Below are 22,334 nucleotides of genomic sequence, written 5' to 3' on the forward strand. Positions count from 1 at the left end.
ATGCTGAGATGCTGAGATGCTGAGATGCTGAGATGCTGAGATGCTGAGATGCTGAGATGCTGGTAATACCCAGCGTGCCTGGAAAAAATCTGCCTGAATCCCTGAATCCCTGAATCCCTGAATCCCTGAATCCCTGAATCCCTGAATCCTGTCGTTATCAGACGTCACAATACGTGCATTGCAGGTTATGTTGATTTCAATGATAAAGGGGGAGGCAAAAAAGAGTCAGGGCAGGGGGAGGGGAAGATGAAGAAACCAGCCAGCACTGCTCCCTGTCAGATAACAGGAAGCAATGTCTGGCCGGGTTCAGTCAGCGGATTATTCGCACAGCTCGTTCCAGTAACTGAAGCGGATATGCCGTTTCAGTGTGAAAAAAAAAGCCGGTTGCATACTGTCCTCCTCGGTTAACGGCGGGCACTGTCACGACGTGGACGAACCGCCACATCGGTAATCTGCGTATCCTCAGTAGCATTCACCACCAGTCGCACTGCGGCAGCCACTGATTCTGGCGTGCTGTAGGCGAGTGGGTCGATGGCAGCGAAGTCGCCGGCACGTTCGCGGCTGGTGCGATTCATCGGGGTATCCGTTGGGCCCGGAGAAACCGTTGAGACCCGAACGCCGTATTGACTCTCTTCCGTGCGCAGCGCATGAGCCAGCGCATTGAGAGCAAATTTACTGGCGGAATAGACGGCATGTCCGGCAAGTGCCAGCGTGCCTGAACCGGAATTAATGAAGATAACCTGGCCCTGCTGCTGACGCAGGGCAGGTAATGCCAGGCGTGTCAGCTCGGCTGGCGCAAAAAGGTTGATGGCGAACTGTTTCTGCCACAATGCAGGGGTTGCCTGTTCAACGGTGAGCCGTTCGGAAATCGCGGCTGAGTGTATCAGGACATCCAACGCGGGCAGGCGAGAAACAAATTTTTGGACTGCCTCGTTATCCAGCAAATCCAGACTGACCGCTTCCACGTGTTCATACTGTTCCAGTGCGGCCAGTGCAGAGGCTGAACGGCCAACCGCATACACCAGATGACTCACCGCCAGTTCTCTGACTATCGCCAGCCCTATACCACTGGTGCCGCCAGTCACGACAGCAACAGGACGCTGAAGGGGTTGATTCACAGGTTTCTCCTCTTGATGGAATCCTCCGACGTTACCACCCATGCAAAATACAGACGAACGACATATTCTGCTTAGCATTACCAGCGGGCGGCATTACTCCTGGTAGCCATTAATGAGGAAAGGCGGCCAGCAGGGCATCAATGGCGTAGCGCAGTCGCTGTGGCATCGCCGGCGTTTTCAGCCATACCGCATAGATCGGCAGGCTGCTGCCCCGGCTCTGCGGCAGGATCTCAACCAGCCGCCCGTCGCGTATATCGTCATTCACCAGCCAGTGCGGCAATTGGGCAATACCCTGTCCTGCTTTACAGGCAGCATACACGGCACTCATGGTACTGAGACGCAGCCGTTCAGCGGGCGGCCAGTGCAGTAGTTCATCTTGCTGATTCTTCAGTAACCACGGCTGAGAACGCTCCTTTTCGAGTAGCGTCAGGTGCGGGTAAGCGCTGAGGTCATCCAGATTGTTTATCTGCGGAACCTTACCTACCAGAGCCGGAGAGGCGCACAGTAGCAACGGCTGTGACCCCAGATGACGCGCCGTCAAATCGGCATGCCGGCCCGGATCGCCAATACGGATCGCCAGGTCGACGCCTTCAGCCGCGAGGTCAATACGTTGGGTGGAGAACTGCATATCCAGTGCCAGTGAATTCCAGCGCTGTGTCAGCGGCAACAACACAGGTAGCACCCATTTCTCACCAAACAGGGGAGGGGCACTCACCCGCAACCGCCCGGTCGGTTCACGGGCATGCAGTGCCAGGCGATTCTCTGCCGCATCGAGGCTGGACAAAATCTGCAGACAGTCTTCATAGAAACGCTGACCTTCGCTGGTGAGGGAAAGTGAACGCGTAGTGCGCTGAAACAGTTTGACCTGTAAACGGGATTCCAGCCGGGCGACAGCCTTACCGACGGTAGAACGGGACTGGCCAAGCTGCTCAGCCGCCAGGCTGAAGCCACCCGCCTGGGCGGCCTGAACGAAGGCACGGATACTGTTAAGTCTGTCGCTGTTAATCATACGCACACCTGACTGGCGATATTAATTCGTCAGTATGGCGAAATAATCGCGTAAATGAAGACATTAAATCGTGTCACGCTGGTGGCATTCTGATTTGAGGCATCTTTTGCTATGACAAACCCGTCACAGTTGTTCCGTTTACAGGCCGGTATCTGCCTGGCCAGTTTTCTCGGTTGCATTGATTTCACCATCGTCAACACCGCGCTGCCTGCGCTGCAGCGGCAGTTTTCCGTGGGTGTGGATGCAGTCCAGTGGGCGATGACCCTGTTTGTCATGGCGCTCTGTTGCTGCATGGTTCTCACCGCCCGCCTCGCCGAGCATTTCGGACAGCGGCAGGTGCTGTATACCGGCATAATCGGATTTGGTCTGGCGTCGCTGGGTGCCGGACTGTCATCCGATCTGGCGATACTTAATCTCTTTCGTCTGTTGCAGGGGGCAGGCTGTGCCGTGCTGTATACCGCGACAGCCGCGATCCTGGTGGAGGTGATGCCGGCATCACAGCGGGGCAGGGCGCTGGGACTGCTGTTTGCGGCCAACGGCGTGGGCCTCGCGCTGGGGCCGGTGGCAGGAGGGCTGCTGGTCAGTCAGTTTGGCTGGCGTTCCATCTTTCTGTTGAATGTGCCCTTTATTCTGCTCAGCTTTGCGCTTTGCGTCGGCAATATCCCGGGGCATTCCGTGCGTCGTCACCTGCGGCTGGATTACCCCGGCTGGTTGCTGATGGTAAGTGGACTGGTGCCGTTGCTGCTCTGGGCAAGTTTTGTCGCGCGCTGGGGCTGGCTGAGTCTGCCTTCACTGGTGACGCTGGGCATCGCCATCCTGTTGCTGGCCGCTTTTGTGCGGGTGGAACGGCGCACGCAACAGCCGCTGATCGATTTCAGCGTGCTGCGGGAGAAGACATTTCGCCGGGCTTGTGGATTATCCGTATTGCTGGCGATTTTTTACTGTGTGGCATTTATGTTGATGCCATTCAGGCTGATTGAGCTTTATGCATTAAATGACGCGCAGCTTGGTCTGATGCTGTTGCCAGTTACGCTGGTGATGGCGCTGGTTTCTCCGCTGGCAGGCAGGCTGGGCGATCGCCTCGGGCCCTGGCCGATTATGGCAAGCGGATTCACGTTGCTGGCGGCATCCGCACTGTTGCAGAGCACTTTCAGCAGCACGCAGTCGGTGTATTGGGTGATAACGGCTTTTGTTCTGATGGGCATGGGATGGGGCGCGATCCTTGGGCCTTCTGTTGCCGCTGCACTGGGCGCATTGCCACCGTCACAGCACGGGCAGGGGATCGGGATCTCATGGACGCTGCATAACCTGGGGGGGGCGCTGGGCCTCGCAGTGGCGACGCGTCTGTACCAGGCGGGCGGGGCGGTTCAGGGCTATCAATGGGTCATGTGGCTGCTGGCGGTACTGTCTGTGATGGGGATGATAACGGCGGCAATCTCAATACGCCGCGCCAGCCCTGCATCCGCTGGCGCGGGGGGATAGTTAACCCGTGACGGTTTTTGCCGCAAAACGCTTACGCAGTTTTTGTAGCTTAGGTGGGATCACCGCCAGGCAGTAACGATTTTCCTGGCCTTCACCTGCCCAGTAATCCTGGTGATAGTCTTCGGCCGGATACCAGGTGGCATCGGCTTCGATGGTGGTTACCACCGGATCAGTGTGCTCAGCCTGCGCACGAGCGATGGCCGCTTTGGCTTCTTCTGCCTGGCTGGCGCTGTTCGGGAAAATAGCCGAACGGTACTGGGTACCTATATCGTTGCCCTGGCGGTTCAACTGAGTGGGATCGTGCGTGGCGAAGCTGATATCCAGCAGGTCGCCATAGCTGACTTTTTCCGGGTCAAAGGCAATGCGGATCGCTTCCGCATGTCCGGTATCGCCATTGCAGACCAGTTTATATGTCGGATTCTCGGTATGACCGCCAATGTAACCGCTCTCCAGTGACTCCACGCCGTTAATCTGTTTAAACACCGCTTCGGTACACCAGAAGCAGCCTCCGGCGAGGGTTGCGTATTCTGTCGCCATCTGTCACTCCTTCAGGAACATTCCTGCTGTTGGGCTGTTGATATAAGAATCACCTTAGCGTGTTACCTCGCAAGGTCAATGCGTTTTTCGCTCAGGCCGCACAGTCGCTGATATCGCGATCAACCCAGGTCATCCCCCAAGGGGTAGAAACAGGATGTTATGAAAAAGATACTGTTCATAACGTTTTTCCTTAGTTTATTTTGGAATGTCGTATAACCGTTGGTTATTGGCTGGCGGCGTTCTAAGCGAAGAAAATAACACTAACTTATAACGTATTGATTTATGTCAATACCTTATTAAAAAAGGTGTCTTTTGAACATGTCGCTTACCCCGCTGCTGGCGCAGACCATTTTCAGCCTCCATCCTGGCGAACCTGAACGTAGCAATGCCCGTGACGGGGTAACGGATTATTTCGCCTGTCTGTTTCCTGTACTGCATGGCAGCGTTATCGACAGCGGACTGGATGCGATCTTCCGCGTTTACCCGGCTGAGCATTCCGTCGAGAATCTTGCCTTACAACTCGGCTATATGAGCCACTCGCTGGATTTCGATGATTATCATGCGAACTTTCGCGGTCATCCCACCACGGTCGTGCTCTCCACGCTGCTGGCACTGAGCAAAGAGAGAGGAACGGTCAGCGCAGACGGGTTCCTCGATGCCTATATTGTCGGCGTTGAGCTGGCTGGCCGCCTGGGAAAAGCCATCGGTACGCGTCACTATTCCGCAGGATTCCACAGCACCGCCACCCTGGGCACGATTGCCGCTGCGGGAGCTGCCTGCCGTCTGCTGGCGCTCAGCCAGGAAGAAACCCAGGTTGCCCTCGGTCTGGCGGCAACGCAGGCATCGGGGCTGCGCAGCCAGTTCGGTTCAGCCGCCAAACCCCTGCACGCCGGGCTGGCCGCACGCAGTGCCGTTAACAGCGCACTGCTGGCGCAGGCCGGGTTCCGTGCGCAGAGCAACGGTGTACTGGAAAGCTTCCTGCAGGCGCTGGGTTTTGGTGTGGAACAACCGCAGGCCTTGCTCAGCGGCTGGGGTCAGCCGTGGCGCATCGTGGAACCGGGTCTGGAGTTTAAACGTTATCCGACCTGCGGCGGCACTCACAGCGCCGCCGAAGCAGCGTTTGTCCTGCGCGAACAGCGGCTTGCTGCCGGGCAGGACGCCAGCCCGGACGACATCGAACGTATTGAGGTCAGTTTCCCGCCAGGCGCAGATACAGCCCCCAATATTATTGCGCCAAAAAACGGCGTGGAAGCGCGCTTCAGTCTTGAATACGTCATCGCCGATGCATTGATTAACGGCAGCGTAGCGCTGGAACACTACAGCGAAGCCCCGGTGAAATCGGCTATCGCGGCACTGGCCGCGCGGGTGACACGTCAGCCAGACCTGACGGCACCGGCCGATGAACTGGACCCGGATCGGCGTTTTCACCGCGTCACGCTGTGGTTGCGCGATGGCAGTACCCTGAGCCACTGCGTCACCCGTCGCACCACGGCCGCCGCTTATACCGATGTGCAGGCCAAATTACAGCGCAGTCTTGCCGCACTGCCTGCACCCCAGGCGCAGAGCATCATTAACGATGCCCGTCTGCCGGATGCTGCTGCATTACACCGTCTTATTTTTCTGATTAGCCAATAACGAAAAGGATCTCCCATGTCTGTGCAAAAAACGTCGTCACGTCAGCTGCGCCTTGGTCTGTTTGTTCAGGCGCTGGGCCACCATGTGGGCGGCTGGCGTGCGGAAGGTGCCAGCGGTTCACCCACTGATGTTGACTGGTTTACCTGGATCGCCAAAAAGGGTGAAGAGGGTAAGTTTGATATGTTCTTCGTCGGCGATGCGCTGGCCACCAGCGTACATCGTCTGCCGTCTACCATGTCCCGTCTGGAACCTCTGACGCTGCTTTCTGCGCTGGCCGTGCAGACGCAACACATTGGCCTTGCAGCCACGGCTTCAACCACTTTTGACCAGCCGTTTCACCTCGCGCGTGCGCTCTCCTCGGTGGATCACATCAGCCGGGGTCGCGGCGCGTGGAACGTGGTGACCTCGTTTTCTATTGATGCTGCGCGTAACTTCAGCCGTGAAGATCTGCCATCCCATGCGGAACGCTATGATATGGCACGCGAATTTCTCGATGTCACTTTCAAGCTGTGGAACGGCTGGGAAGAGGGCGCTATCGTGCGTGAAAAAGAGAGCGGCCGTTACTCCGACGAAGCGAAAATCCATGCCGCTAATCACAACGGCAAGTACTTCCAGGTGCAGGGACCGCTGAATATTGCCCGTTCGCCGCAGGGGCGCCCGGTGATCATTGAGGCCGGTTCTTCCCCGGCAGGCCAGAAGCTGGCCGCGGAAACCGCCGAAGTGGTGTTTACTGCCGCCGCCTCGCTGGAAGAGGGCCAGGCTTTTTACCGCAGCCAGAAACAGTTTGTACGTGAGGCCGGGCGTCATCCTGACCATCTGCTGATCCTGCCGGGCGTGATGCCGATTGTGGGTCGTACCCGCGCAGAAGCGCAGGAAACCTGGAACCAGCTGAATGAGCTGGTCGACATCGATAACGGTATTGAGCAACTGTCAGCGCGCTTTGGTGTGGATATGACCGCTTACCCGCTGGACGGTCCGGTACCGGAAATTGGCGGTACGGAAGGGGGGCAGAGCCGTGTGAAGCTGCTGACTGAGCTGGCCGCACGCGAGAACCTGACTCTGCGCCAGCTGGCTGCCGTGGCCGCGGGCTCCCGTGGACACCGCGTGATCGTCGGAACGGCGCAGGATATCGCCGATGATTTCCAGCTGTGGCTGGAGCAGGAAGGGGCCGATGGCTTCAACATTATGCCTGCCGTGCTGCCAAACCAGCTGGAACTGTTTGTTGAGCTGGTGGTGCCTGAGTTACAGCGCCGTGGCCTGTTCCGTACCGAATACCAGTACCGCACCCTGCGTGAAAACCTCGGGTTGCCGCCGTTTGATGAAAATTTTGCCGCCGTCCCCGCGCTGGCGACTGAGAAGGAATAACTGATGAAACTTTCTGCCCTGACCGCTGCTCTGCTGGCCCTGGCGCCGCTCACTTCTGCACTGGCGGCTGACCAGGACGTGGCGTTTACCGCCAGCGTCAAACCGAAGGCTGATGCAACGTTACATGCCCAGCTGCCGGAAGATATCCTGAAAAAAGGGTATATCGTGGCGGGTACCAACCCGAATACGCCGCCCACCACCTTCTACCAGGCGGATAACAAGACCCTCGCGGGGCGCGAAATTGATATCGTCAGTGCGGTGGCCGATCGCTTGGGGATTGCCGTGCACTGGCGTGATACCGGCGGGTTCGACAATATCATTCCGGGTCTGAAATCCGGTCGTTACGATCTGGCCGCCTCGAATATTGATGCCAACAAAAAGCGTCTGCAGCAGGTGGATTTTGTCGGTTATTACAATGCATCGAAGCTGGCGCTGATCTCGCGTAAAGACGCTGAACTGGGGCCGTTCAACACCTTCGCTGAACTGTGCGGTAAAACCGTTGGCGCAGGGGCGGGCACTTCTCAGATCACCCGCCTGCAAACCGCCAGCGATGCCTGCATCGCCGATAAAAAACCAGCCATCACCATTCCTGTCTTCCCTGACCGTCCGGCTGGCGTACAGGCAGTGATGAGTGGCCGTGTACCGATGTTCTTCGGGCCGTATGAAGGCCTGCGCTATCAGGCCAGCCAGGTGAAAGCACTGGCGCTGGCGGGTGAGATCACTATCGAAGACACCATTGTGTCGATGGCGTTGCCGAAAGGCTCACCGCTGGAGAAGCCAATTCAGGCGGCGCTGAACTCGCTGATCAAAGATGGTACTTACCAGCAGATCCTCGATAAATGGGAAATCGGCTTCGGTGCGGTAAAAACCGCCGGTCTGAATGAAGAGATCGCGAAATGAGTCAGCGGCCTGACGACCCCGGCGCCGGGCTGCGTATTGTCGGGCATCGTCATTACGGGCGCTGGTTCAGCGCGCTGATCGTGCTGCTGCTGGTGGCGCTGATGGGCTCGTCTGTGGTCAGCAACCCGCGTTTTGAATGGGACGTGGTGGCGCAGAACCTGACGGAAGCGTCGATCCTCAATGGCGTGCTGATGACCCTCAAACTGACGGTGATCTCCGTGCTGTTCGGGTTTGCCGGGGGCACGCTGCTGGCGCTGATGCGTCTGTCAGCCAACCCGGTGCTGGTGGGTGTCAGCTGGGCGTATACCTGGTTTTTCCGCGCAGTACCGATGCTGGTGCAGCTGTTCCTCTGGTACAACATTGCCGCGCTCTATCCGAAGCTGACGCTCTCTCTGCCATATCTGGGCACGCTGTGGAGCGCCAGCACCAACGAAGTCATCAGCCCGTTCAGTGCGGCGGTGATTGCGCTGGTGATGCACCAGTCTGCTTATGCGGCTGAAATCATCCGCGCCGGTATCCAGAGTGTGAATCCCGGCCAGCTGGAAGCCGCCAAAGCGCTGGGCTACCGCCCTGGTCAGATTTTTCGTCAGACCGTGTTGCCGCAGGCGATGCGCACTATTCTGCCCCCGGCGGGTAATGAGGTGATCGGTCAGTTGAAAACCACCGCTGTGGTATCGGTGATTGCGCTGCAGGATGTGCTCTATTCGGCACAGATTATCTATCAGCGCACCTATGAAGTGATCCCGCTGCTGCTGGTGGCGACCGGCTGGTATCTGCTAATGACTTCGGTGCTGTCGGTGGGGCAGCATTATGTGGAAGTGTGGTTCAGCCGGGGGAATGCGCCGGTGAAAAAACGCTGGTTCCGCAAAGCCGTTGAACAACAGGAGGCGCAGTCATGAGTGAACCGATCCGCCTGCGCGGCATTCACAAGCAGTTCTCCGGGAAAACGGTGCTGCGGGATATCAATATGGATATTGCAGCCGGATCGGTGACGGTGATCCTCGGGCCGTCCGGCTCGGGTAAATCAACACTGCTGCGCTGTATTAACCATCTGGAGAAGCTGGATGCCGGGACCATTCACGTCGGTGAGTCGCTGGTGGGCTACCGTCGCCGGGGGCAGCATCTGGTGGAGTTGCCTGAAAAGCTCGTTGCCGTGCAGCGCCAGCGCATTGGTATGGTGTTCCAGCAGTTCAATCTGTTTCCGCACCGCACCGTGCTGCAAAATATCAGCGATGCCCCGTTGCGTATCCGTCGCGAAAAACGGCCAGTGGTGGAAGCGCGTGCGCTGAAGCTGCTGGAACAGGTCGGGCTGGCGCACCGTGCACAGGCCTGGCCACGCGAGTTATCCGGTGGTCAACAGCAGCGTGTGGCGATAGCCCGCGCGCTGGCGATGGAACCGGAAGTGATGCTGTTTGATGAACCGACCTCGGCGCTGGACCCGGAGCTGGTCGGCGAGGTATTGCAGGTGATGAAACAGCTGGCGCATTCCGGTATCACGATGGTGGTGGTGACCCATGAAATCGGCTTTGCCCGCGAGGTGGCCGACAATATCGTGTTTATGGATAACGGCCAGGTGGTGGAAAGCGGTGATGCCCGCACGTTGCTGGATAACCCCCAGCATCCGCGCCTGCGCGAGTTCCTGGCCAGCGTGTTGTAATGTCATTCTGCCTCCTCCCGGAGGCAGAAGTTTTGCCTGTGTTACCTAACTTAACAACCCCGCCGCGACATTCACTGACAGCCCCAGAATAGCCAGATTAAAGACAAACGAGATCACCGACTGGAGCAGGGCAATCTGGCGCATGTCGGTGGTGCCCGTTGCCACATCGGCGGTTTGCGAGGCGACGGCCAGGGTGAAAGAGAAATAGAGAAAATCCCAGTATCCCGGTTCGTCGGGCTTTTCCGGGAAGATCATCGGCGTGACGTCCGGCGTGCGGTGCAGATAGTGGTGATGGGCGTAATGCATTGCAAAGGCGCTGGGAAGCAGCGCCCAGGAGAGGATCAGCGTGCTGGCCGTCAGCAGCATATGGAGTGCACGCGGTGTTCCGCTGAGATCTTTCAGCGACGTCAGCTCCATCAGAATCGCCATGATGCTGATCAGACAGGCGAGCGTGACCAGACTCAGTACCAGCGTGGCACTTTCATCCTGGGTTCTGGCGATATGTGGAATATTTTTCGGCGCAGTGCGCAGCATCAGACTCCACAGGAAAAACAGATACAGCAAGGCCAGAACATTCCAGCCGATCAGCAGTCGTTGCAGGATGCCCAGTGAAGCCGGTAAGGCGACGAAACAGACCAGCCCGGCCACAATGGCTATCAGTAACCGGAGACGGGCGTGGAGGTAATGACGCAGGGAAAGGCGCATGGTGTCAGCTGTTTTCCAGACGAGAGGGTAACCTTAACTGTAACTGATAACGGCCTTGAGAGCCGTTCTTATCAGAACTGGAATCAGGTCCTGAACAACGGGGCTTTCGACATGACAAAAAAACAGCACATTATCCAATGACCAAAACTCAAATCTGTCGCGCTGTTGCCCGTTCAACCGCGATTGAAACAGGTGTGTCCTTGCAAAAAATCGAACAGCAGCTCAAACTCAGCCTGGCCCAGGCGAAAGCCGTTGGCCTGGTGCTCAATGCCACGGATGACGACTAAAAGATACCCTTCGGATTATCGCCTTTCTGTATTTCGCTCGCCCTGACGGTTCACTCCAGTGGTAACGCCATGTCAGTGAGGACGTGAAGTCCATGGGTCCATCAGGCGACTCCAGCCGGAAAAATATCTCTGCTTTCGTGGTTTTATCCGCCACTACCTCACCCTTCTTATTTCATTTAGCTATAAGCCATGTCATTTCAATCGTTTCCAATAAATCCCGGCCTGATTACTATCGTTTGGCAATTAGTGCTACCAATAATGTACGCATAATAATCAGTTTAATTAATCAGCGTTTTTCGCTGGTATGACGGCAGAAAACAGGCATCAGATGATAGTTTTGCGCAACGTTTCAAAAATATTTAACGCCAAATCAGGCCCGGTGACCGCCGTTAATGATGTCAGCCTGCAGGTTGAACAGGGGCAGATTTACGGCATTATCGGCTACAGCGGGGCAGGAAAAAGTACCCTGATCCGTTTGCTTAACGGGCTGGAAAAACCGACTTCCGGCAGCGTGATTATCGCCGGGCAGGACATCGCGCTGGCCAGCGGTGAAGCCCTGCGTCAGGCCCGTCTGAAAATCAGCATGGTTTTCCAGCACTTCAACCTGCTGTGGTCACGCACCGTTAGCGAAAATATCGCCTTCTCCCTGCAAATTGCCGGGGCACCAAAAGCGGTGATCCAGCGCCGGGTGCAGGAACTGATCGCGCTGGTGGGGCTGATCGGTAAAGAGCAGGTTTATCCTGCGCAGCTCAGTGGCGGGCAGAAACAGCGTGTGGGTATTGCTCGTGCGCTGGCCAACAGCCCGGATGTGCTGCTGTGTGATGAAGCAACCTCTGCGCTCGATCCGCAAACTACCGATGCCATTCTCGATCTGCTGCTGGATATTAACCGTCAGTTGAAACTGACCATCGTACTGATCACCCATGAAATGCACGTGGTGCGCAAAATCTGTCACCACGTCGCAGTGATGGAAGACGGTAAAATCGTTGAAGAAGGTGAAGTGCTGTCGGTGTTTACCCATCCCCGGCAGCCGATTACCCGCATGTTTGTTAAGCAGACGGCGGAATACAGCAGTGCAGATACCCCGTTTAACCCGGAACTGATCAATGCGGCTGAGGGGGCGGTGCTCAGACTGACGTTTGTCGGCGCAAGCACCCGCCAGCCGATTGTCGGTGAGCTGACGCTGAAATACGCCTTACCCTTCAATATCCTGCATGGAAAAATGACCCAGACCACTCACGGTACCTTTGGCGAACTCTGGTTGCAGGTCCCTGCTACGCCTGCCCAGCTGTCGAACATTCTCGACGATTTACATACTTATGCCATTACTACCGAGGTCGTCAGCCATGTTTGAGAATCTGTTCCCGCATTTGAAACTGGATCAGCTCTGGGCCGCCACCGGTGAGACGCTGTATATGACCGCGCTGTCCGGCGTGGCGACCTTTGTGTTCGGTATTGTGCTCGGCCTGGCGCTGTTCCTGACCGCCCGTGGCGGACTGTTCCAGAACCGCGCGATTTATTCGGTGATCTCGGTTCTGGTCAACGTATTCCGCTCCATTCCGTTCATCATTTTAATCGTGTTGTTGATTCCGTTTACCAAAACGCTTATCGGCACCATTCTCGGCGCGGATGCCGCGCTGCCTGCCCTGATCGTTGGCGCGGCGCCGTTCTATGCACGCCTGGTAGAAATTGGCCTGCGCGAGGTGGACAAAGGCGTGATTGAAGCCTCGCGTTCGATGGGCGCACGTCTCAGTACCCTGATTTTCCGCGTGCTGCTGCCGGAATCCTCTCCTGCACTGGTATCCGGTATCACGGTCACTCTCATTGCGCTGGTGAGCTACAGCGCGATGGCTGGCGTGATTGGTGCGGGTGGACTCGGTAATCTGGCGTATCTGGAAGGTTTTCAACGTAACCACGGCGATGTGACGCTGGTGGCGACGGCAATGATTCTGGTGATTGTCTTTATCATCCAGTTCTTAGGTGATGTGCTCACGGCACGGCTCGACAAACGTTAACTTTTTAGGAAAAACAAAATGAAAAAAACACTGACGCTGCTGGCTGCGGCCACTCTGGGCGCACTGAGTCTGAGTGCCTGGGCCGATACGCTGACCGTTGGCGCATCAAACGTCCCGCACGCTGAGATCCTTGAGCAGGCGAAACCGATTCTGGCGAAGCAGGGCATTGATCTGGAAATCAAACCATTCCAGGACTACATTCTGCCGAACACTGCGCTGGCCAGCCGGGATATCGATGCTAACTATTTCCAGCATATCCCTTACCTGAACAGCGTGCTGAAAGATCACGCCGGGGATAAAACTTACGATTTCGTCAGCGCTGGCGCTATCCACATTGAGCCAATTGGCATTTACTCGAAGAAGTACAAATCGCTGAAAGATCTGCCGCAGAACGGCAAAGTTATCATGCGTGATGCGGTGGCTGAAGAAGGCCGTATCCTGTCTATCTTCGAGAAAGCCGGTGTGATCAAACTGAAACCGGGCGTCAGTAAAATTGATGCGCGTATCAGTGATATCGTGGAAAACCCGAAACACCTGAAGTTCCTCGCCAATGTTGAAGGCGCACTGCTGCCGCAGATGTACAACAATGATGAAGGTGATGCGGTGGTGATCAACGCCAACTATGCGATTGATGCGGGTCTTGACCCGGTGAAAGGCCCGATTGCCGTTGAAAGCGGTGAGAATAACCCATATGCGAACATCATTACTGTGCACCGTGGTGATGAGAACAAGCCGGATGTGAAAGCGCTGGTGACCGTGCTGCATTCGAAAGCGATTCAGGACTGGATCCGTACCAAATACAAAGGCGCGGTGATCCCGGTTAACAACTGATATTGACAGAAGGCCGGGCAACCGGCCTTTTTTCCCTCTGACTATTCCCTGCTAAGCTTATATTTTTTAAGCATTCGTTTCCTCATTTCTGCAACGTTACACTGCCCGGATGTCAATATTTACCCGGGGCGACGATGATATCGGTTAGCGGATTAAACAAAACCTTTCAGCACTATCATGCACTTAATGATATTCATTTTACCGTTGAACGGGGTGAGGTGATTTCGATTATCGGTCCTTCCGGTTCCGGCAAATCCACCCTGTTACGCAGCCTTAATCTGCTGGTGAAACCCGACAGCGGGCAACTGACGATTGGCGATATGTCCGTTGATTCCCGTCGGCTCAGCCGCAGTGATACCCGCCTTTTTCGCCGGCAGAGCGCGATGGTGTTCCAGCATTACAACCTGTTCCGTAATAAAACGGCGTTAGAGAACATCACTGAAGTGCTGATCTACGGGCTCGGCTATTCGCGTGCGGATGCCGCAGAGCGTGGAATGGCACTGCTGACCAGCGTGGGGCTGGCGCACAAGGCCGCTGCTTATCCCGCAACGCTGTCCGGCGGTCAGCAGCAGCGGGTGGGCATTGCCCGTGCGCTGAGTCTGGAACCCGAAGTCTTACTGCTGGATGAACCCACCTCTTCGCTCGACCCGGAGTTACGCCGCGATATTCTTAACCTGATTGCTGCGCTGGCTGAACGGGATTTTACTATGCTGATTGTCACCCACGAGATGCATTTCGCCCGCGATATTTCCAGCCGCCTGTTCTTTATGGATCAGGGCCGGATTATTGAACAGGGCCCACCCGCCGAGCTGTTCGACATCACTACCGGCGGTCGCGCCCGGCATTTTCTTCATGATGTTGCCTGAACGCGACAGGGAGGTTATCGATGCATTTTGATGTGGCTTACATGCTGGGCATTATCCCCCAGATCCTTCAGTACCTGCCGGTCACACTGACCATTTCGCTGCTTTCCATTGTGCTGGCCACCGTGCTGGGACTGGGCGTGGCCTTGCTGTTGCGGGCAGCACGCCCGCTGGCGGCCTTTGCTCATGTGTATATCTCTTTCTTTCGCGGTACGCCGGTGCTGGTGCAACTGCTGATGATCTACTTTGGCTTGCCGCAGGTGTTTCCGTTAATGAACAACCTCGATGCTATTCACGCGGTGATCCTCGGCCTGAGCCTCAACAGTGCGGCCTATCTGGCGGAAGTGTTCCGAGCGGCAATTGATTCAGTGGACGAAGGACAGTGGGAAGCCTCACTGGCCTCCGGGCTGGGTCACATCCAGGCGGCGCGGCGTATTGTGCTGCCCCAGGCATGCCGCAATGCTATCCCCGGTGCGGGCAATATCTGGATTGGCCTGATCAAAAACTCCTCGCTGGCGTTCACACTGGGTGTCAGTGAGCTGCTGGCGGGGGGGAAGTTAATCGCTACAGAGTCACTGAAGTTTTTTGAAGCCTACTTCGCGGTGGGCCTGGTGTACTGGGCACTGACCATTGTGCTGAGTGCACTCCAGCGACAGCTGGAACGCTATATCGGCAAACCTTATAAAGTCTGATTAATCGGGAAAACAGAACAATGAAAGGGAAAAAAATAGCGCTGATGGCCTGCGTTTTGTCGCTGCTGAGCGGTTGCGACAAGCCATCTGACTCAGCAAGCGAACAGCCTGTTTTACGCGTGGGGGCCACGCCGGACGGTTACCCGCACTACTTTGTGCAGGACGGTGAAGTTCAGGGTTTTAGCGCGGATATTTTGCAGGCGGTGGCCGATAAAATTCACTATAAAGTGGAGTGGGTGACCTCTGACTGGGTCGGTGTGCTGGGATCGCTGGAAACCGGTAAGGTCGATACGGTCGGTAACTTTGCGGATACCCCGGAGCGCCGGAAAAAGTATGATTATAGCGTCCCGTATTACTACTCCGCTGCGGCACTGGCGGTCAGTGAAAATAACACCACGATCCATGGCCTGAGTGATATGAAAGGCAAAACTGTGGCGGCGGAACTCGGTTCTAACTATGCGAAGGTGCTGAAGGAGTTTGACCCGCAGAACCAGATTAAGCTGGTGACTTTTGAGGGGATGGACGTGATTGTCAGCAGCGTGGCGCAGGGCAAAGTGGATGCGTTTGTCTCCGGCCAGGTGATCCTGCTGGGGCAGATTAAGCGCAAACATTTGCCGCTGAAGGTGGTGGGAGAAACCTTTGGTGAGAAACAGGTGGCGCTGCCGTTCCGCAAAGATGAGCGGGGCAGCGCGCTGAAGGCTAAAGTGGACCAGGCGCTGGGCGAGCTGCGCGCAGACGGTACGCTGAAGAAAATTTCTGAGAAATGGTTCGACAGCGATCTCAGCGTCAGCCATCAGCCTGTAAAAGGATAACCCGCATGTCTCTGCATCTTGCCCTGTTTCTTGATGCCACCGGTTGTCACTATTCAGGATGGCGTATGCCGGGCGCGGAGCGGCCCAGCCCGACGGACTGGCATGTACTGAAATCACTGGCGTTAAAGGCGGAAGCGGCAAAGTTTGACCTGATTTTTATGGCCGACAAGCTGTCGATTGATGATGTGTATGGTGACAGTGTCACCGATGCCGTGCGCTATCGGGTGACCGAGCGACCGGAGCCGTTTACGGTGCTTTCCGCTCTGGGGGCGGTCACGGAGAAAATCGGGCTGGCCGGGACGATATCCAGCTCAGTGATCCAGCCGTTTGCCGCCGCGCGCACGCTGGCAACCCTTGATCACCTCACGGGGGGACGTGCCGGCTGGAATGTAGTGACCTCAACCAGCGATGCAGAAGCCGCAAACTACGGTCAGACACTGTTAAGCCACGATCAGCGTTATCAGAAAGCCGCTGCGTTTATTCAGGCGGTGCGTACCCTGTGGGACAGCTGGGCCGACGATGCCATCGTGGCGGATCGTGAAAGCGGAGTATATGCACGCGGCGAATGTATTCGCTATGCAGGCATTGAGACACCCTGGTTTACCAGCCGTGGGCCGCTGAATCTGTCACGCCCGCCACAGGGGCATCCGGTCACCTTCCAGGCGGGCGGTTCCGGACCGTTTATGGCGCTGGCAGCACGCGAAGCCGATGCCGTCTTTGCCGCTGAGAAACCGGATCTGGCCTCGGCCCAGGCGTATTACGCGCAGTTAAAGGCGCTGGTGGTGGCGCAGGGACGTGCGGCGGACAGCCTGAAGATCCTGCCGGGGTTGCAACCGGTGATTGGGCGTACGCAGAAAGAAGCCGATGAGTTACTCGCCGAGCTGACGCGTCTGCATCATCCGCTGGCAACGCTGACGCACCTGTCGAACACCATGAACTATGACTGGGCGCAGCACGATCTCGACGGCCCGATGCCGGACATTGCCGATACACTGGCACGACGTGAGCGTTTTGCGCCAATGCTGAATCAGGCACGTGCGCAGGGCATGACAGTGCGGCAGTTTACCCGCTGGATTGCCGGATCGGGGTTTACCGTTGCCGGTACAGCCTCTGCGCTGGCGGAGCGGATCGCGCTCTGGTATCAGCAACGGGCAGTCGATGGATTTGTGGTGATGCCGCCCTGGGTGCCGGGCGCGTCAGATGCCTTCTTCAACGAGGTGGTGCCGTTATTACAGGAAAGAGGCGTGTTCCGTGACGAGTATCAGTCAGATACGTTACGCGGGCATCTGGGGCTGGAACGTCCCACGCGCTGAAAATATCAGGCAAAAACGGAAGGGGGTGATCCCTTCCGCTTTCAGCAGCCCAGTTTACTTAACAGCGGCCACTGCAACATCAATGTATCAATCAACTGATCCAGTTCCGCGCGCGTCGCACCCTCACGCGCACGTACCGACATCCCCTGCAACAAACAGCAGAGATACGCCGCCAGCGCACTGACGCGGGTGTTCGGGTCAAGCTCTCCGGCCGCCTGCCGCGCCTGCAAAAACGCCAGCAGATGCTGTTCCTGATTGCTGTGCCGGTCGCGCAGCATTTCGGCCACTTCCGACGAATCCGCTGACAGGGTGCTGGAGGTGCAGATAAAGAAGCAGCCTCCGGGTTTTTTACCGTCGGTGAAACAGGCGGCCGTTGAACGGAAATAGTTCTCTATACCGCTCGCAACACAGCTTTCCGGGCAGCTCAGCGCCGCTTCACTCTGGCGGGCAAACTTCTCTGTATAGCGATCGACAGCGGCACGGAACATCCCTTCTTTATTGGTAAATTCCGCATACAGCGTTGGCGCTTTCGCACCCGTGGCTTCCACCAGATCTGCCAGTGACGTGCCTTCGTAGCCATGGCGCCAGAACAGTTCCAGCGCTTTATCCAGCGCGGCTTCCCGGTCAAACGTTTTTGGCCGTCCCCGGCCTTTTCGGATGCCTGCGTCCTGCTCAGTATTCATCATTCCTCACTTACGCAATCCCGCTCGGTCATTTAATTATCAATCAGTATAAAAACATTAAACCCCGCTGTCGAGCGGCGTTTGCATGTGCTGTGATCTGGCGTTAAGAAGAAAAAAATATAACTTTATTGTAAATAAATTCAAGATGTTAGTTTTTAAATTAGCGATCGTTAATAAAACAATGTTGACGGAGATCACAAACAGGAATAACATTTACCTATCGATCGTTAATTAATAACGACGGCAACATCAAACAACCGAATTCAACTGAGAGTAAAATTATGAAAACCATCAAAATGACCCTGGCCGCTATCGCACTGACTTCCGTATCTTTCGCCGGTTTTGCCGCTGACCTCGTGAATGCCGATCCCGCTCAGCAACAACAGGTGGGTGTCATTTCTGCCAGCGGCGCGTCTAACCTTTCCTCACTGGAATCCCAGCTGTCTGCGAAAGCTGACCAGGCGGGCGCGAAATCATTCCGAATCACGTCCACTGTCGGTGACAATAAACTGAACGGCACCGCGGTGATTTACCAGTAATAGCGATGACTATGAATGAGCATCAAGGGGATAGTATGAAACTTAGCAAATCCGCCCTTGTTGCCGTCATCCTGAGCACGATGTCTGGTGCCAGCCTGGCAGCACTTCCTGAAGGGCAAGTGAGTACGGTTCCACCTGCGGTGGCCACGACCTATGTTACCGGCAGCACCACGCTGGTATCACTGGACGTTCAGCTCTCGGGAACGCCTGCCTTACCTGCGGCAAGACCGTTAGCGATAGCCCGGGTAACGGGTGCGAACAGTCTGTATGGCACCACCATCAGCTATCACTAAAATGTATTTTGAAAACCGCCGCTTATCAGGCGGTTTTTTTATGCGTAAAAAACACCGCTACGCTACTATCGACAGGGAAGTCAGCCATATTAATCAGGAGCAGCAATGACCATTCTGGGATGGGTAAGTGAAAAGGACCGCCAGCAGTCTCTTTGTTATACGTCGTATCTTCCCTCGACTCACTTCTACGAAAAACACCACTCCGCGCCGATTTATGCCACTCCGCATGCCATCCTTGATGCGGTGGAACAGTATGACATGCGTAACGATCGGGTCGCGGATGTACTGATGACGGTGCGCGAGCTACCGGGGAAGGCGCTGCGCCTCGGCCGGCAGCAGATCAACCCACAGCCGGAATTTGGTTTGCACACATTTACGCTGTTGCAACGTCAGGACAATCAGATGTCGTTTGGTCTGGCCGGGCGTTTCTGGCGGCCGGATATGGGGATTATTGCGCTGGAGGATGCGGCTGACTTCGGACGGCTTCAGGATAAGGGGGTTGCCCGGCTGGTGCTGCATTTTCACCTGTTACCTGATGGAGAAGCGTGGCGGTTATGTACTGAAACCTTTATTGGCTGCCCGGATACCCGTACCCGTCTTAAACTGCTGCCTTACTGGTTGCTGATCCGTGCAGCCAGTGGACTGATACGTCGCCGGACGCTGGCTGCTATCCGGCGACAGGTTTCAGCGCCAGTGCGCGGGCGCTGAATCTCTTCAGATAAAGCGCGACAGGGTATAGCAGCGCTCAGCCTCCGGGGTGATGTCAGTCATGTGCATGGCACCATGGATCAGGCCATCGAGCCAGTGGAGGTTTACGTTCACACCTTCCGTGATAAGACGCCGGGCAAAGGCTTCGCCTTCATCCTTCAACGGATCGTATTCACACAGTAACAATGTTGTCGCTGGTAAGCCGCGTGCCGTTGACAGGAGCAGGGGGGAAATCAGCGATGTTTCCGGCAGCGGCTGCTGGCCAAGATAATGCTGCCAGCAGAAAGCCATCATCTCTTTTGTCAGCCCGTAGCCCTGCCCACAGGTCTGATAAGACGGGTGTGACAGGCTGGCATCCAGCGCCGGATAGAGCAACAGCTGATGATAAATGGCAGGACCTCCGCGGTCCCGAGCCATCAGGCATACCGCTGCCGCCAGATTCCCCCCGGCACTGTCACCTCCCACGGCAATCCGCGTGCTGTCCAGATCCCAGTCTGTGGCATGGTCGCTGATCCAGCACAGCGCCTGCCAGAGATCGTTTAACGGCACGGGCCAGCGGTGTTCCGGTGCAAGCCGGTAGTCGACAGAAAATACCACGCACCCGGTGTTTTCTGCCAGCAGGCGGCATGGCCGGTCCCACGCCGTGAGGCTGCCCAGGCACCATCCTCCCCCGTGAGCCCAGATCAGCGCCGGGCGTCCTGTCTCCTGTTCCAGCGCGCAGGGCACATAGACCCGTACGGTGATGGCGTGCCCGTCGCTCGCGGGAAAGGTGAAACTGTGCTGATAATGCCCATCGCGGGCTTCGCCCTGCTGCGTTATCAGACTGAGATCGGTCTGGTGGCGAAGTGCCGCCAGCGACAACGACTCTGCCGGCACCTGTCGGGCAAGCCAGGCCGCAACGTCTTTATTCAGCGGCATGGGTTATTCCCTGTAAAAATGGCAGGGCCAGGTGACAGAATGCCTCAGGGCACTCTTCGGTAATAAAGTGGCCGCAGTTCTCCACCATGGCATTTTGCAGGTAAGGTGCGACGGGCTGCATCGTCAGATAGGGCGCATCACGGGTGGCATGTTCTGCGCCAATGGCCAGCACGGGCATCGGCAGCGGTGTCAGGGCGCGGCGCTGATTTTGACGCACGGTTTCAGGTATGGCGCGATAATAACTGAAACCCGCCTGAAGCCGTCCGGGCTCGCTATAGGCCTGGATATAGATATCGGCCGCCACCCGGTGACGCTGCCATGACCATTTGTCAAAGATAAAACTGAGATAGGCGCGTTCGCGGCCCGTGGTGAGCGCCTCTGGCAGGTCGGCCAGCTGGTTAAACATAAAGTGCCAGAGGAAGATATTTTCCTGTGGATCAACAAAAATTGACGGGGCGGGTGCCAGCCCGGGGATCACCGCTTCGGTCAGGATCAGCCGCTCAATCGCCTCGGGGAAATCAGCGGCCAGCGCGTAACCCACCCACATACCGATATCGTGGCCGATGGCCTGGTAGCGGGTGTGTCCCAGCTGTGTCATCAGCTGGTGGGCCACTGCCGCGATATTCCCGGTGTCGTAACCGCCTGCGGGTACCTCAGACTCTCCGGTGCCCGGCGGGTCGATGGCCACCGTGGTAAAGCCTTGCTGTGCCAGTGTTGTCATGACGTCACGCCAGGCAAACCAGGTTTGCGGCCATCCCGGCAGCAGCAGCACGGCCGGGCCTTCACCCTCGGTGACACAGTGCAGTTTTCGTCCTGCAATCCGCAGATAATGGTGTTTCTTTTCCATAATCAGTCGATTCCCAGCAGTGTGTTTATCTGCGTCTGGCTGACGCGGGCAGCGGCAAAATCATCAAACACGGTATCGGCCACGTTGATAATGTGGCGACGGATAAACTCGGCCCCTTCCTGTGCGCCATCTTGCTTGTTCTTCAGACAGCACTCCCATTCCAGCGCGGCCCAGCCGGGATAATCGTACTGCGCCAGTTTTGAGAAGATGGCAGGGAAGTTCACCTGCCCGTCACCGGTCGAACGAAAACGCCCGGCGCGCTCTGTCCAGGACTGATAGCCGCCGTAGAGTCCCTGGCGCCCCGTTGGTATGAACTCGGCATCTTTCACGTGAAACATGCGGATAAACGGATGATAGATATCGATAAAATCCAGATACTTCAGTTGTTGAAGAACAAAGTGACTGGGGTCAAACAGGATTTTGCAGCGGGGGTGGTGACCGGTACGCTGTAAAAACATCTCGAAGCTGATGCCATCGTGCAGATCCTCCCCCGGATGAATCTCAAAGCACAGATTCACGCCCAGCTCTCCTGCCTCATCCAGCACGGGTCGCCAGCGGCGGGCCAGTTCATCAAAGGCACTCTCCACCAGTCCCACCGGGCGCTGGGGGAAAGGAAAAATATAGGGCCAGGCCAGCGAGCCTGAAAAGGTGCCGACATCTTCTAAGCCCAGACGCAATGCTGCCTTAAGGGTGGCCAGCAACTGTGTTTTCGCCCAGGCCTGTCGGGCCGACGGGTCACCGCGCAGCGCGGGCGGTGCGAAGCCGTCACACAGGGTGTCATAGGCGGGATGAACAGCCATCAGCTGGCCGAAAATATGGCTGGTCAGTTCACTGATCGCCAGACCGTGTTCGGCCAGGCGTCCCCGCAGGTCGTCGCAGTAAGTCTGGCTCTGCGCCGCTGTATTGACGTCGAACAGGCGGCTGTCCCAGGCGGGGATTTGTAACGCCTTAAACCCCTTTTCCTGGGCCCAGGCGGCGAGGTTGTCGAGGGTATTGAAGGGATAAATATCGTCGCTGAACTGGGCCAGATGCAGGCTGGGTCCTTTGAGCGTTTGCATGGTGTTTTCCTATTGGTTGTCAATCAACAAACAATAGGGGCGCGGCCTGTTTCTGGCAACCCGGGAT

The 22,334-nt window shown here is 56.7% G+C and carries 25 protein-coding genes; 17 read left to right on the top strand and 8 right to left on the bottom strand.

The features are described from left to right. Positions 1 to 404: 404 nt before the first annotated feature. Positions 405 to 1,118, bottom strand: a complete 714-nt coding sequence (locus tag FY046_RS22000) for an SDR family oxidoreductase (RefSeq protein ID WP_244290510.1) — start codon at positions 1,116 to 1,118, stop codon at positions 405 to 407. Positions 1,119 to 1,227: 109 nt separating this feature from the next. Next, entirely contained in the window at positions 1,228 to 2,127 is a 900-nt protein-coding gene (locus tag FY046_RS22005) for a LysR family transcriptional regulator (protein ID WP_446186485.1), read from the bottom strand. Positions 2,128 to 2,238: 111 nt separating this feature from the next. Between FY046_RS22005 and FY046_RS22010 the strand changes: the two genes are divergently transcribed. After that, the gene (locus tag FY046_RS22010; RefSeq protein ID WP_133846729.1) at positions 2,239 to 3,609 is read left to right on the top strand and encodes a DHA2 family efflux MFS transporter permease subunit; all 1,371 of its coding nucleotides are present in this window, start codon (positions 2,239 to 2,241) and stop codon (positions 3,607 to 3,609) included. Here the strand turns inward: FY046_RS22010 and msrA are convergent, their stop codons facing one another. Beyond that, the gene (gene msrA / locus FY046_RS22015) at positions 3,610 to 4,146 is read right to left on the bottom strand and encodes a peptide-methionine (S)-S-oxide reductase MsrA (protein ID WP_133846730.1); all 537 of its coding nucleotides are present in this window, start codon (positions 4,144 to 4,146) and stop codon (positions 3,610 to 3,612) included. A gap of 318 nt (positions 4,147 to 4,464) precedes the next feature. Between msrA and FY046_RS22020 the strand changes: the two genes are divergently transcribed. Genes FY046_RS22020 through FY046_RS22040 form a run of 5 tightly spaced genes read left to right on the top strand, consistent with a single transcriptional unit; the run spans position 4,465 to position 9,703 of the window. Then, a complete protein-coding gene (locus FY046_RS22020; protein ID WP_133846731.1) occupies positions 4,465 to 5,781 on the top strand; it encodes an MmgE/PrpD family protein in 1,317 nt (438 codons plus the stop codon). Positions 5,782 to 5,796: 15 nt separating this feature from the next. Further along, positions 5,797 to 7,146 carry an LLM class flavin-dependent oxidoreductase gene (locus FY046_RS22025; protein ID WP_133846732.1) on the top strand — a complete coding sequence of 450 codons (1,350 nt, stop codon included), beginning with the start codon at positions 5,797 to 5,799 and terminating at the stop codon, positions 7,144 to 7,146. Between the two features lie 3 nt (positions 7,147 to 7,149). Then, positions 7,150 to 8,046, top strand: coding sequence for an ABC transporter substrate-binding protein (locus FY046_RS22030; protein ID WP_133846733.1), 897 nt, complete (start codon positions 7,150 to 7,152; stop codon positions 8,044 to 8,046). Next, the gene (locus FY046_RS22035) at positions 8,043 to 8,945 is read left to right on the top strand and encodes an amino acid ABC transporter permease (RefSeq protein WP_159338422.1); all 903 of its coding nucleotides are present in this window, start codon (positions 8,043 to 8,045) and stop codon (positions 8,943 to 8,945) included. Before FY046_RS22030 ends, FY046_RS22035 begins: the two co-directional genes overlap by 4 nt. Beyond that, the gene (locus FY046_RS22040) at positions 8,942 to 9,703 is read left to right on the top strand and encodes an amino acid ABC transporter ATP-binding protein (protein WP_339484522.1); all 762 of its coding nucleotides are present in this window, start codon (positions 8,942 to 8,944) and stop codon (positions 9,701 to 9,703) included. The genes FY046_RS22035 and FY046_RS22040 overlap by 4 nt, the downstream gene beginning before the upstream one ends. Positions 9,704 to 9,748: 45 nt before the next feature. On the opposite strand, the gene FY046_RS22045 is transcribed toward FY046_RS22040, so the two are convergent. After that, the gene (locus FY046_RS22045; protein ID WP_133846736.1) at positions 9,749 to 10,408 is read right to left on the bottom strand and encodes a DUF1345 domain-containing protein; all 660 of its coding nucleotides are present in this window, start codon (positions 10,406 to 10,408) and stop codon (positions 9,749 to 9,751) included. 137 nt (positions 10,409 to 10,545) lie between these two features. On the opposite strand from FY046_RS22045, the gene FY046_RS22050 reads away from it, so the two are divergent. The 8 genes from FY046_RS22050 to FY046_RS22085 all read left to right on the top strand — a co-directional run bounded on the left by FY046_RS22050 (position 10,546) and on the right by FY046_RS22085 (position 17,221). After that, complete coding sequence (locus FY046_RS22050) at positions 10,546 to 10,695, top strand: hypothetical protein (RefSeq protein ID WP_446186486.1); 150 nt, start codon at positions 10,546 to 10,548, stop codon at positions 10,693 to 10,695. 328 nt (positions 10,696 to 11,023) lie between these two features. Further along, the gene (locus FY046_RS22055) at positions 11,024 to 12,049 is read left to right on the top strand and encodes a methionine ABC transporter ATP-binding protein (protein ID WP_421509792.1); all 1,026 of its coding nucleotides are present in this window, start codon (positions 11,024 to 11,026) and stop codon (positions 12,047 to 12,049) included. Then, on the top strand, positions 12,042 to 12,710 hold the full coding sequence (locus FY046_RS22060) for a methionine ABC transporter permease (protein WP_133846739.1): 669 nt from the start codon (positions 12,042 to 12,044) through the stop codon (positions 12,708 to 12,710). The genes FY046_RS22055 and FY046_RS22060 overlap by 8 nt, the downstream gene beginning before the upstream one ends. Positions 12,711 to 12,728: 18 nt before the next feature. Beyond that, on the top strand, positions 12,729 to 13,541 hold the full coding sequence (locus tag FY046_RS22065) for a MetQ/NlpA family ABC transporter substrate-binding protein (protein WP_133846740.1): 813 nt from the start codon (positions 12,729 to 12,731) through the stop codon (positions 13,539 to 13,541). Between the two features lie 134 nt (positions 13,542 to 13,675). Continuing rightward, positions 13,676 to 14,407: an amino acid ABC transporter ATP-binding protein gene (locus FY046_RS22070; RefSeq protein WP_159338419.1), complete on the top strand. Its 732-nt coding sequence runs from the start codon at positions 13,676 to 13,678 to the stop codon at positions 14,405 to 14,407. A 20-nt stretch (positions 14,408 to 14,427) separates the two neighbouring features. Continuing rightward, on the top strand, positions 14,428 to 15,096 hold the full coding sequence (locus FY046_RS22075; RefSeq protein WP_133846742.1) for an amino acid ABC transporter permease: 669 nt from the start codon (positions 14,428 to 14,430) through the stop codon (positions 15,094 to 15,096). A gap of 20 nt (positions 15,097 to 15,116) precedes the next feature. Continuing rightward, entirely contained in the window at positions 15,117 to 15,908 is a 792-nt protein-coding gene (locus FY046_RS22080; protein WP_133846743.1) for an amino acid ABC transporter substrate-binding protein, read from the top strand. A 5-nt stretch (positions 15,909 to 15,913) separates the two neighbouring features. Continuing rightward, positions 15,914 to 17,221, top strand: a complete 1,308-nt coding sequence (locus FY046_RS22085) for an NtaA/DmoA family FMN-dependent monooxygenase (RefSeq protein ID WP_133846744.1) — start codon at positions 15,914 to 15,916, stop codon at positions 17,219 to 17,221. A gap of 41 nt (positions 17,222 to 17,262) precedes the next feature. Here the strand turns inward: FY046_RS22085 and FY046_RS22090 are convergent, their stop codons facing one another. Next, positions 17,263 to 17,904 (bottom strand): TetR/AcrR family transcriptional regulator, encoded by a 642-nt coding sequence (locus FY046_RS22090; RefSeq protein WP_133846799.1) that lies wholly within the window; start codon positions 17,902 to 17,904, stop codon positions 17,263 to 17,265. Between the two features lie 281 nt (positions 17,905 to 18,185). Between FY046_RS22090 and bhsA the strand changes: the two genes are divergently transcribed. The 3 genes from bhsA to FY046_RS22105 all read left to right on the top strand — a co-directional run bounded on the left by bhsA (position 18,186) and on the right by FY046_RS22105 (position 19,444). Then, positions 18,186 to 18,443 carry a multiple stress resistance protein BhsA gene (gene bhsA / locus FY046_RS22095; RefSeq protein ID WP_133846745.1) on the top strand — a complete coding sequence of 86 codons (258 nt, stop codon included), beginning with the start codon at positions 18,186 to 18,188 and terminating at the stop codon, positions 18,441 to 18,443. 35 nt (positions 18,444 to 18,478) lie between these two features. Continuing rightward, positions 18,479 to 18,736, top strand: coding sequence for a hypothetical protein (locus FY046_RS22100; RefSeq protein ID WP_133846746.1), 258 nt, complete (start codon positions 18,479 to 18,481; stop codon positions 18,734 to 18,736). A 105-nt stretch (positions 18,737 to 18,841) separates the two neighbouring features. After that, positions 18,842 to 19,444: a hypothetical protein gene (locus FY046_RS22105; protein WP_259152859.1), complete on the top strand. Its 603-nt coding sequence runs from the start codon at positions 18,842 to 18,844 to the stop codon at positions 19,442 to 19,444. A 6-nt stretch (positions 19,445 to 19,450) separates the two neighbouring features. Here FY046_RS22105 and FY046_RS22110 read toward each other — a convergent pair whose 3' ends face one another. The 3 genes from FY046_RS22110 to FY046_RS22120 are packed head-to-tail and all read right to left on the bottom strand — an operon-like array spanning position 19,451 to position 22,267. Further along, complete coding sequence (locus FY046_RS22110; protein ID WP_421507943.1) at positions 19,451 to 20,362, bottom strand: alpha/beta hydrolase; 912 nt, start codon at positions 20,360 to 20,362, stop codon at positions 19,451 to 19,453. Continuing rightward, positions 20,349 to 21,209 (bottom strand): alpha/beta fold hydrolase, encoded by an 861-nt coding sequence (locus FY046_RS22115; protein ID WP_421507944.1) that lies wholly within the window; start codon positions 21,207 to 21,209, stop codon positions 20,349 to 20,351. The genes FY046_RS22110 and FY046_RS22115 overlap by 14 nt, the downstream gene beginning before the upstream one ends. A gap of 2 nt (positions 21,210 to 21,211) precedes the next feature. Continuing rightward, positions 21,212 to 22,267, bottom strand: a complete 1,056-nt coding sequence (locus FY046_RS22120; RefSeq protein WP_446186487.1) for a sugar phosphate isomerase/epimerase family protein — start codon at positions 22,265 to 22,267, stop codon at positions 21,212 to 21,214. Positions 22,268 to 22,334: the final 67 nt, after the last annotated feature.

Source organism: Erwinia sp. 1181_3, from assembly GCF_052824965.1.

Coding starts and splice junctions, on each gene's coding strand:
- msrA (WP_133846730.1), bottom strand. CDS start 4,146: ATGGCGACAGAATACGCAACCCTCGCCGGAGGCTGCTTCTGGTGTACC.
- FY046_RS22035 (WP_159338422.1), top strand. CDS start 8,043: ATGAGTCAGCGGCCTGACGACCCCGGCGCCGGGCTGCGTATTGTCGGG.
- FY046_RS22100 (WP_133846746.1), top strand. CDS start 18,479: ATGAAACTTAGCAAATCCGCCCTTGTTGCCGTCATCCTGAGCACGATG.
- FY046_RS22045 (WP_133846736.1), bottom strand. CDS start 10,408: ATGCGCCTTTCCCTGCGTCATTACCTCCACGCCCGTCTCCGGTTACTG.
- FY046_RS22020 (WP_133846731.1), top strand. CDS start 4,465: ATGTCGCTTACCCCGCTGCTGGCGCAGACCATTTTCAGCCTCCATCCT.
- FY046_RS22010 (WP_133846729.1), top strand. CDS start 2,239: ATGACAAACCCGTCACAGTTGTTCCGTTTACAGGCCGGTATCTGCCTG.
- FY046_RS22065 (WP_133846740.1), top strand. CDS start 12,729: ATGAAAAAAACACTGACGCTGCTGGCTGCGGCCACTCTGGGCGCACTG.
- FY046_RS22040 (WP_339484522.1), top strand. CDS start 8,942: ATGAGTGAACCGATCCGCCTGCGCGGCATTCACAAGCAGTTCTCCGGG.
- FY046_RS22115 (WP_421507944.1), bottom strand. CDS start 21,209: ATGGAAAAGAAACACCATTATCTGCGGATTGCAGGACGAAAACTGCAC.
- FY046_RS22075 (WP_133846742.1), top strand. CDS start 14,428: ATGCATTTTGATGTGGCTTACATGCTGGGCATTATCCCCCAGATCCTT.
- FY046_RS22030 (WP_133846733.1), top strand. CDS start 7,150: ATGAAACTTTCTGCCCTGACCGCTGCTCTGCTGGCCCTGGCGCCGCTC.
- FY046_RS22060 (WP_133846739.1), top strand. CDS start 12,042: ATGTTTGAGAATCTGTTCCCGCATTTGAAACTGGATCAGCTCTGGGCC.
- FY046_RS22070 (WP_159338419.1), top strand. CDS start 13,676: ATGATATCGGTTAGCGGATTAAACAAAACCTTTCAGCACTATCATGCA.
- FY046_RS22080 (WP_133846743.1), top strand. CDS start 15,117: ATGAAAGGGAAAAAAATAGCGCTGATGGCCTGCGTTTTGTCGCTGCTG.
- FY046_RS22120 (WP_446186487.1), bottom strand. CDS start 22,267: ATGCAAACGCTCAAAGGACCCAGCCTGCATCTGGCCCAGTTCAGCGAC.
- FY046_RS22050 (WP_446186486.1), top strand. CDS start 10,546: ATGACCAAAACTCAAATCTGTCGCGCTGTTGCCCGTTCAACCGCGATT.
- FY046_RS22005 (WP_446186485.1), bottom strand. CDS start 2,127: ATGATTAACAGCGACAGACTTAACAGTATCCGTGCCTTCGTTCAGGCC.
- FY046_RS22085 (WP_133846744.1), top strand. CDS start 15,914: ATGTCTCTGCATCTTGCCCTGTTTCTTGATGCCACCGGTTGTCACTAT.
- FY046_RS22110 (WP_421507943.1), bottom strand. CDS start 20,362: ATGCCGCTGAATAAAGACGTTGCGGCCTGGCTTGCCCGACAGGTGCCG.
- FY046_RS22055 (WP_421509792.1), top strand. CDS start 11,024: ATGATAGTTTTGCGCAACGTTTCAAAAATATTTAACGCCAAATCAGGC.
- bhsA (WP_133846745.1), top strand. CDS start 18,186: ATGAAAACCATCAAAATGACCCTGGCCGCTATCGCACTGACTTCCGTA.
- FY046_RS22105 (WP_259152859.1), top strand. CDS start 18,842: ATGACCATTCTGGGATGGGTAAGTGAAAAGGACCGCCAGCAGTCTCTT.
- FY046_RS22090 (WP_133846799.1), bottom strand. CDS start 17,904: ATGAATACTGAGCAGGACGCAGGCATCCGAAAAGGCCGGGGACGGCCA.
- FY046_RS22025 (WP_133846732.1), top strand. CDS start 5,797: ATGTCTGTGCAAAAAACGTCGTCACGTCAGCTGCGCCTTGGTCTGTTT.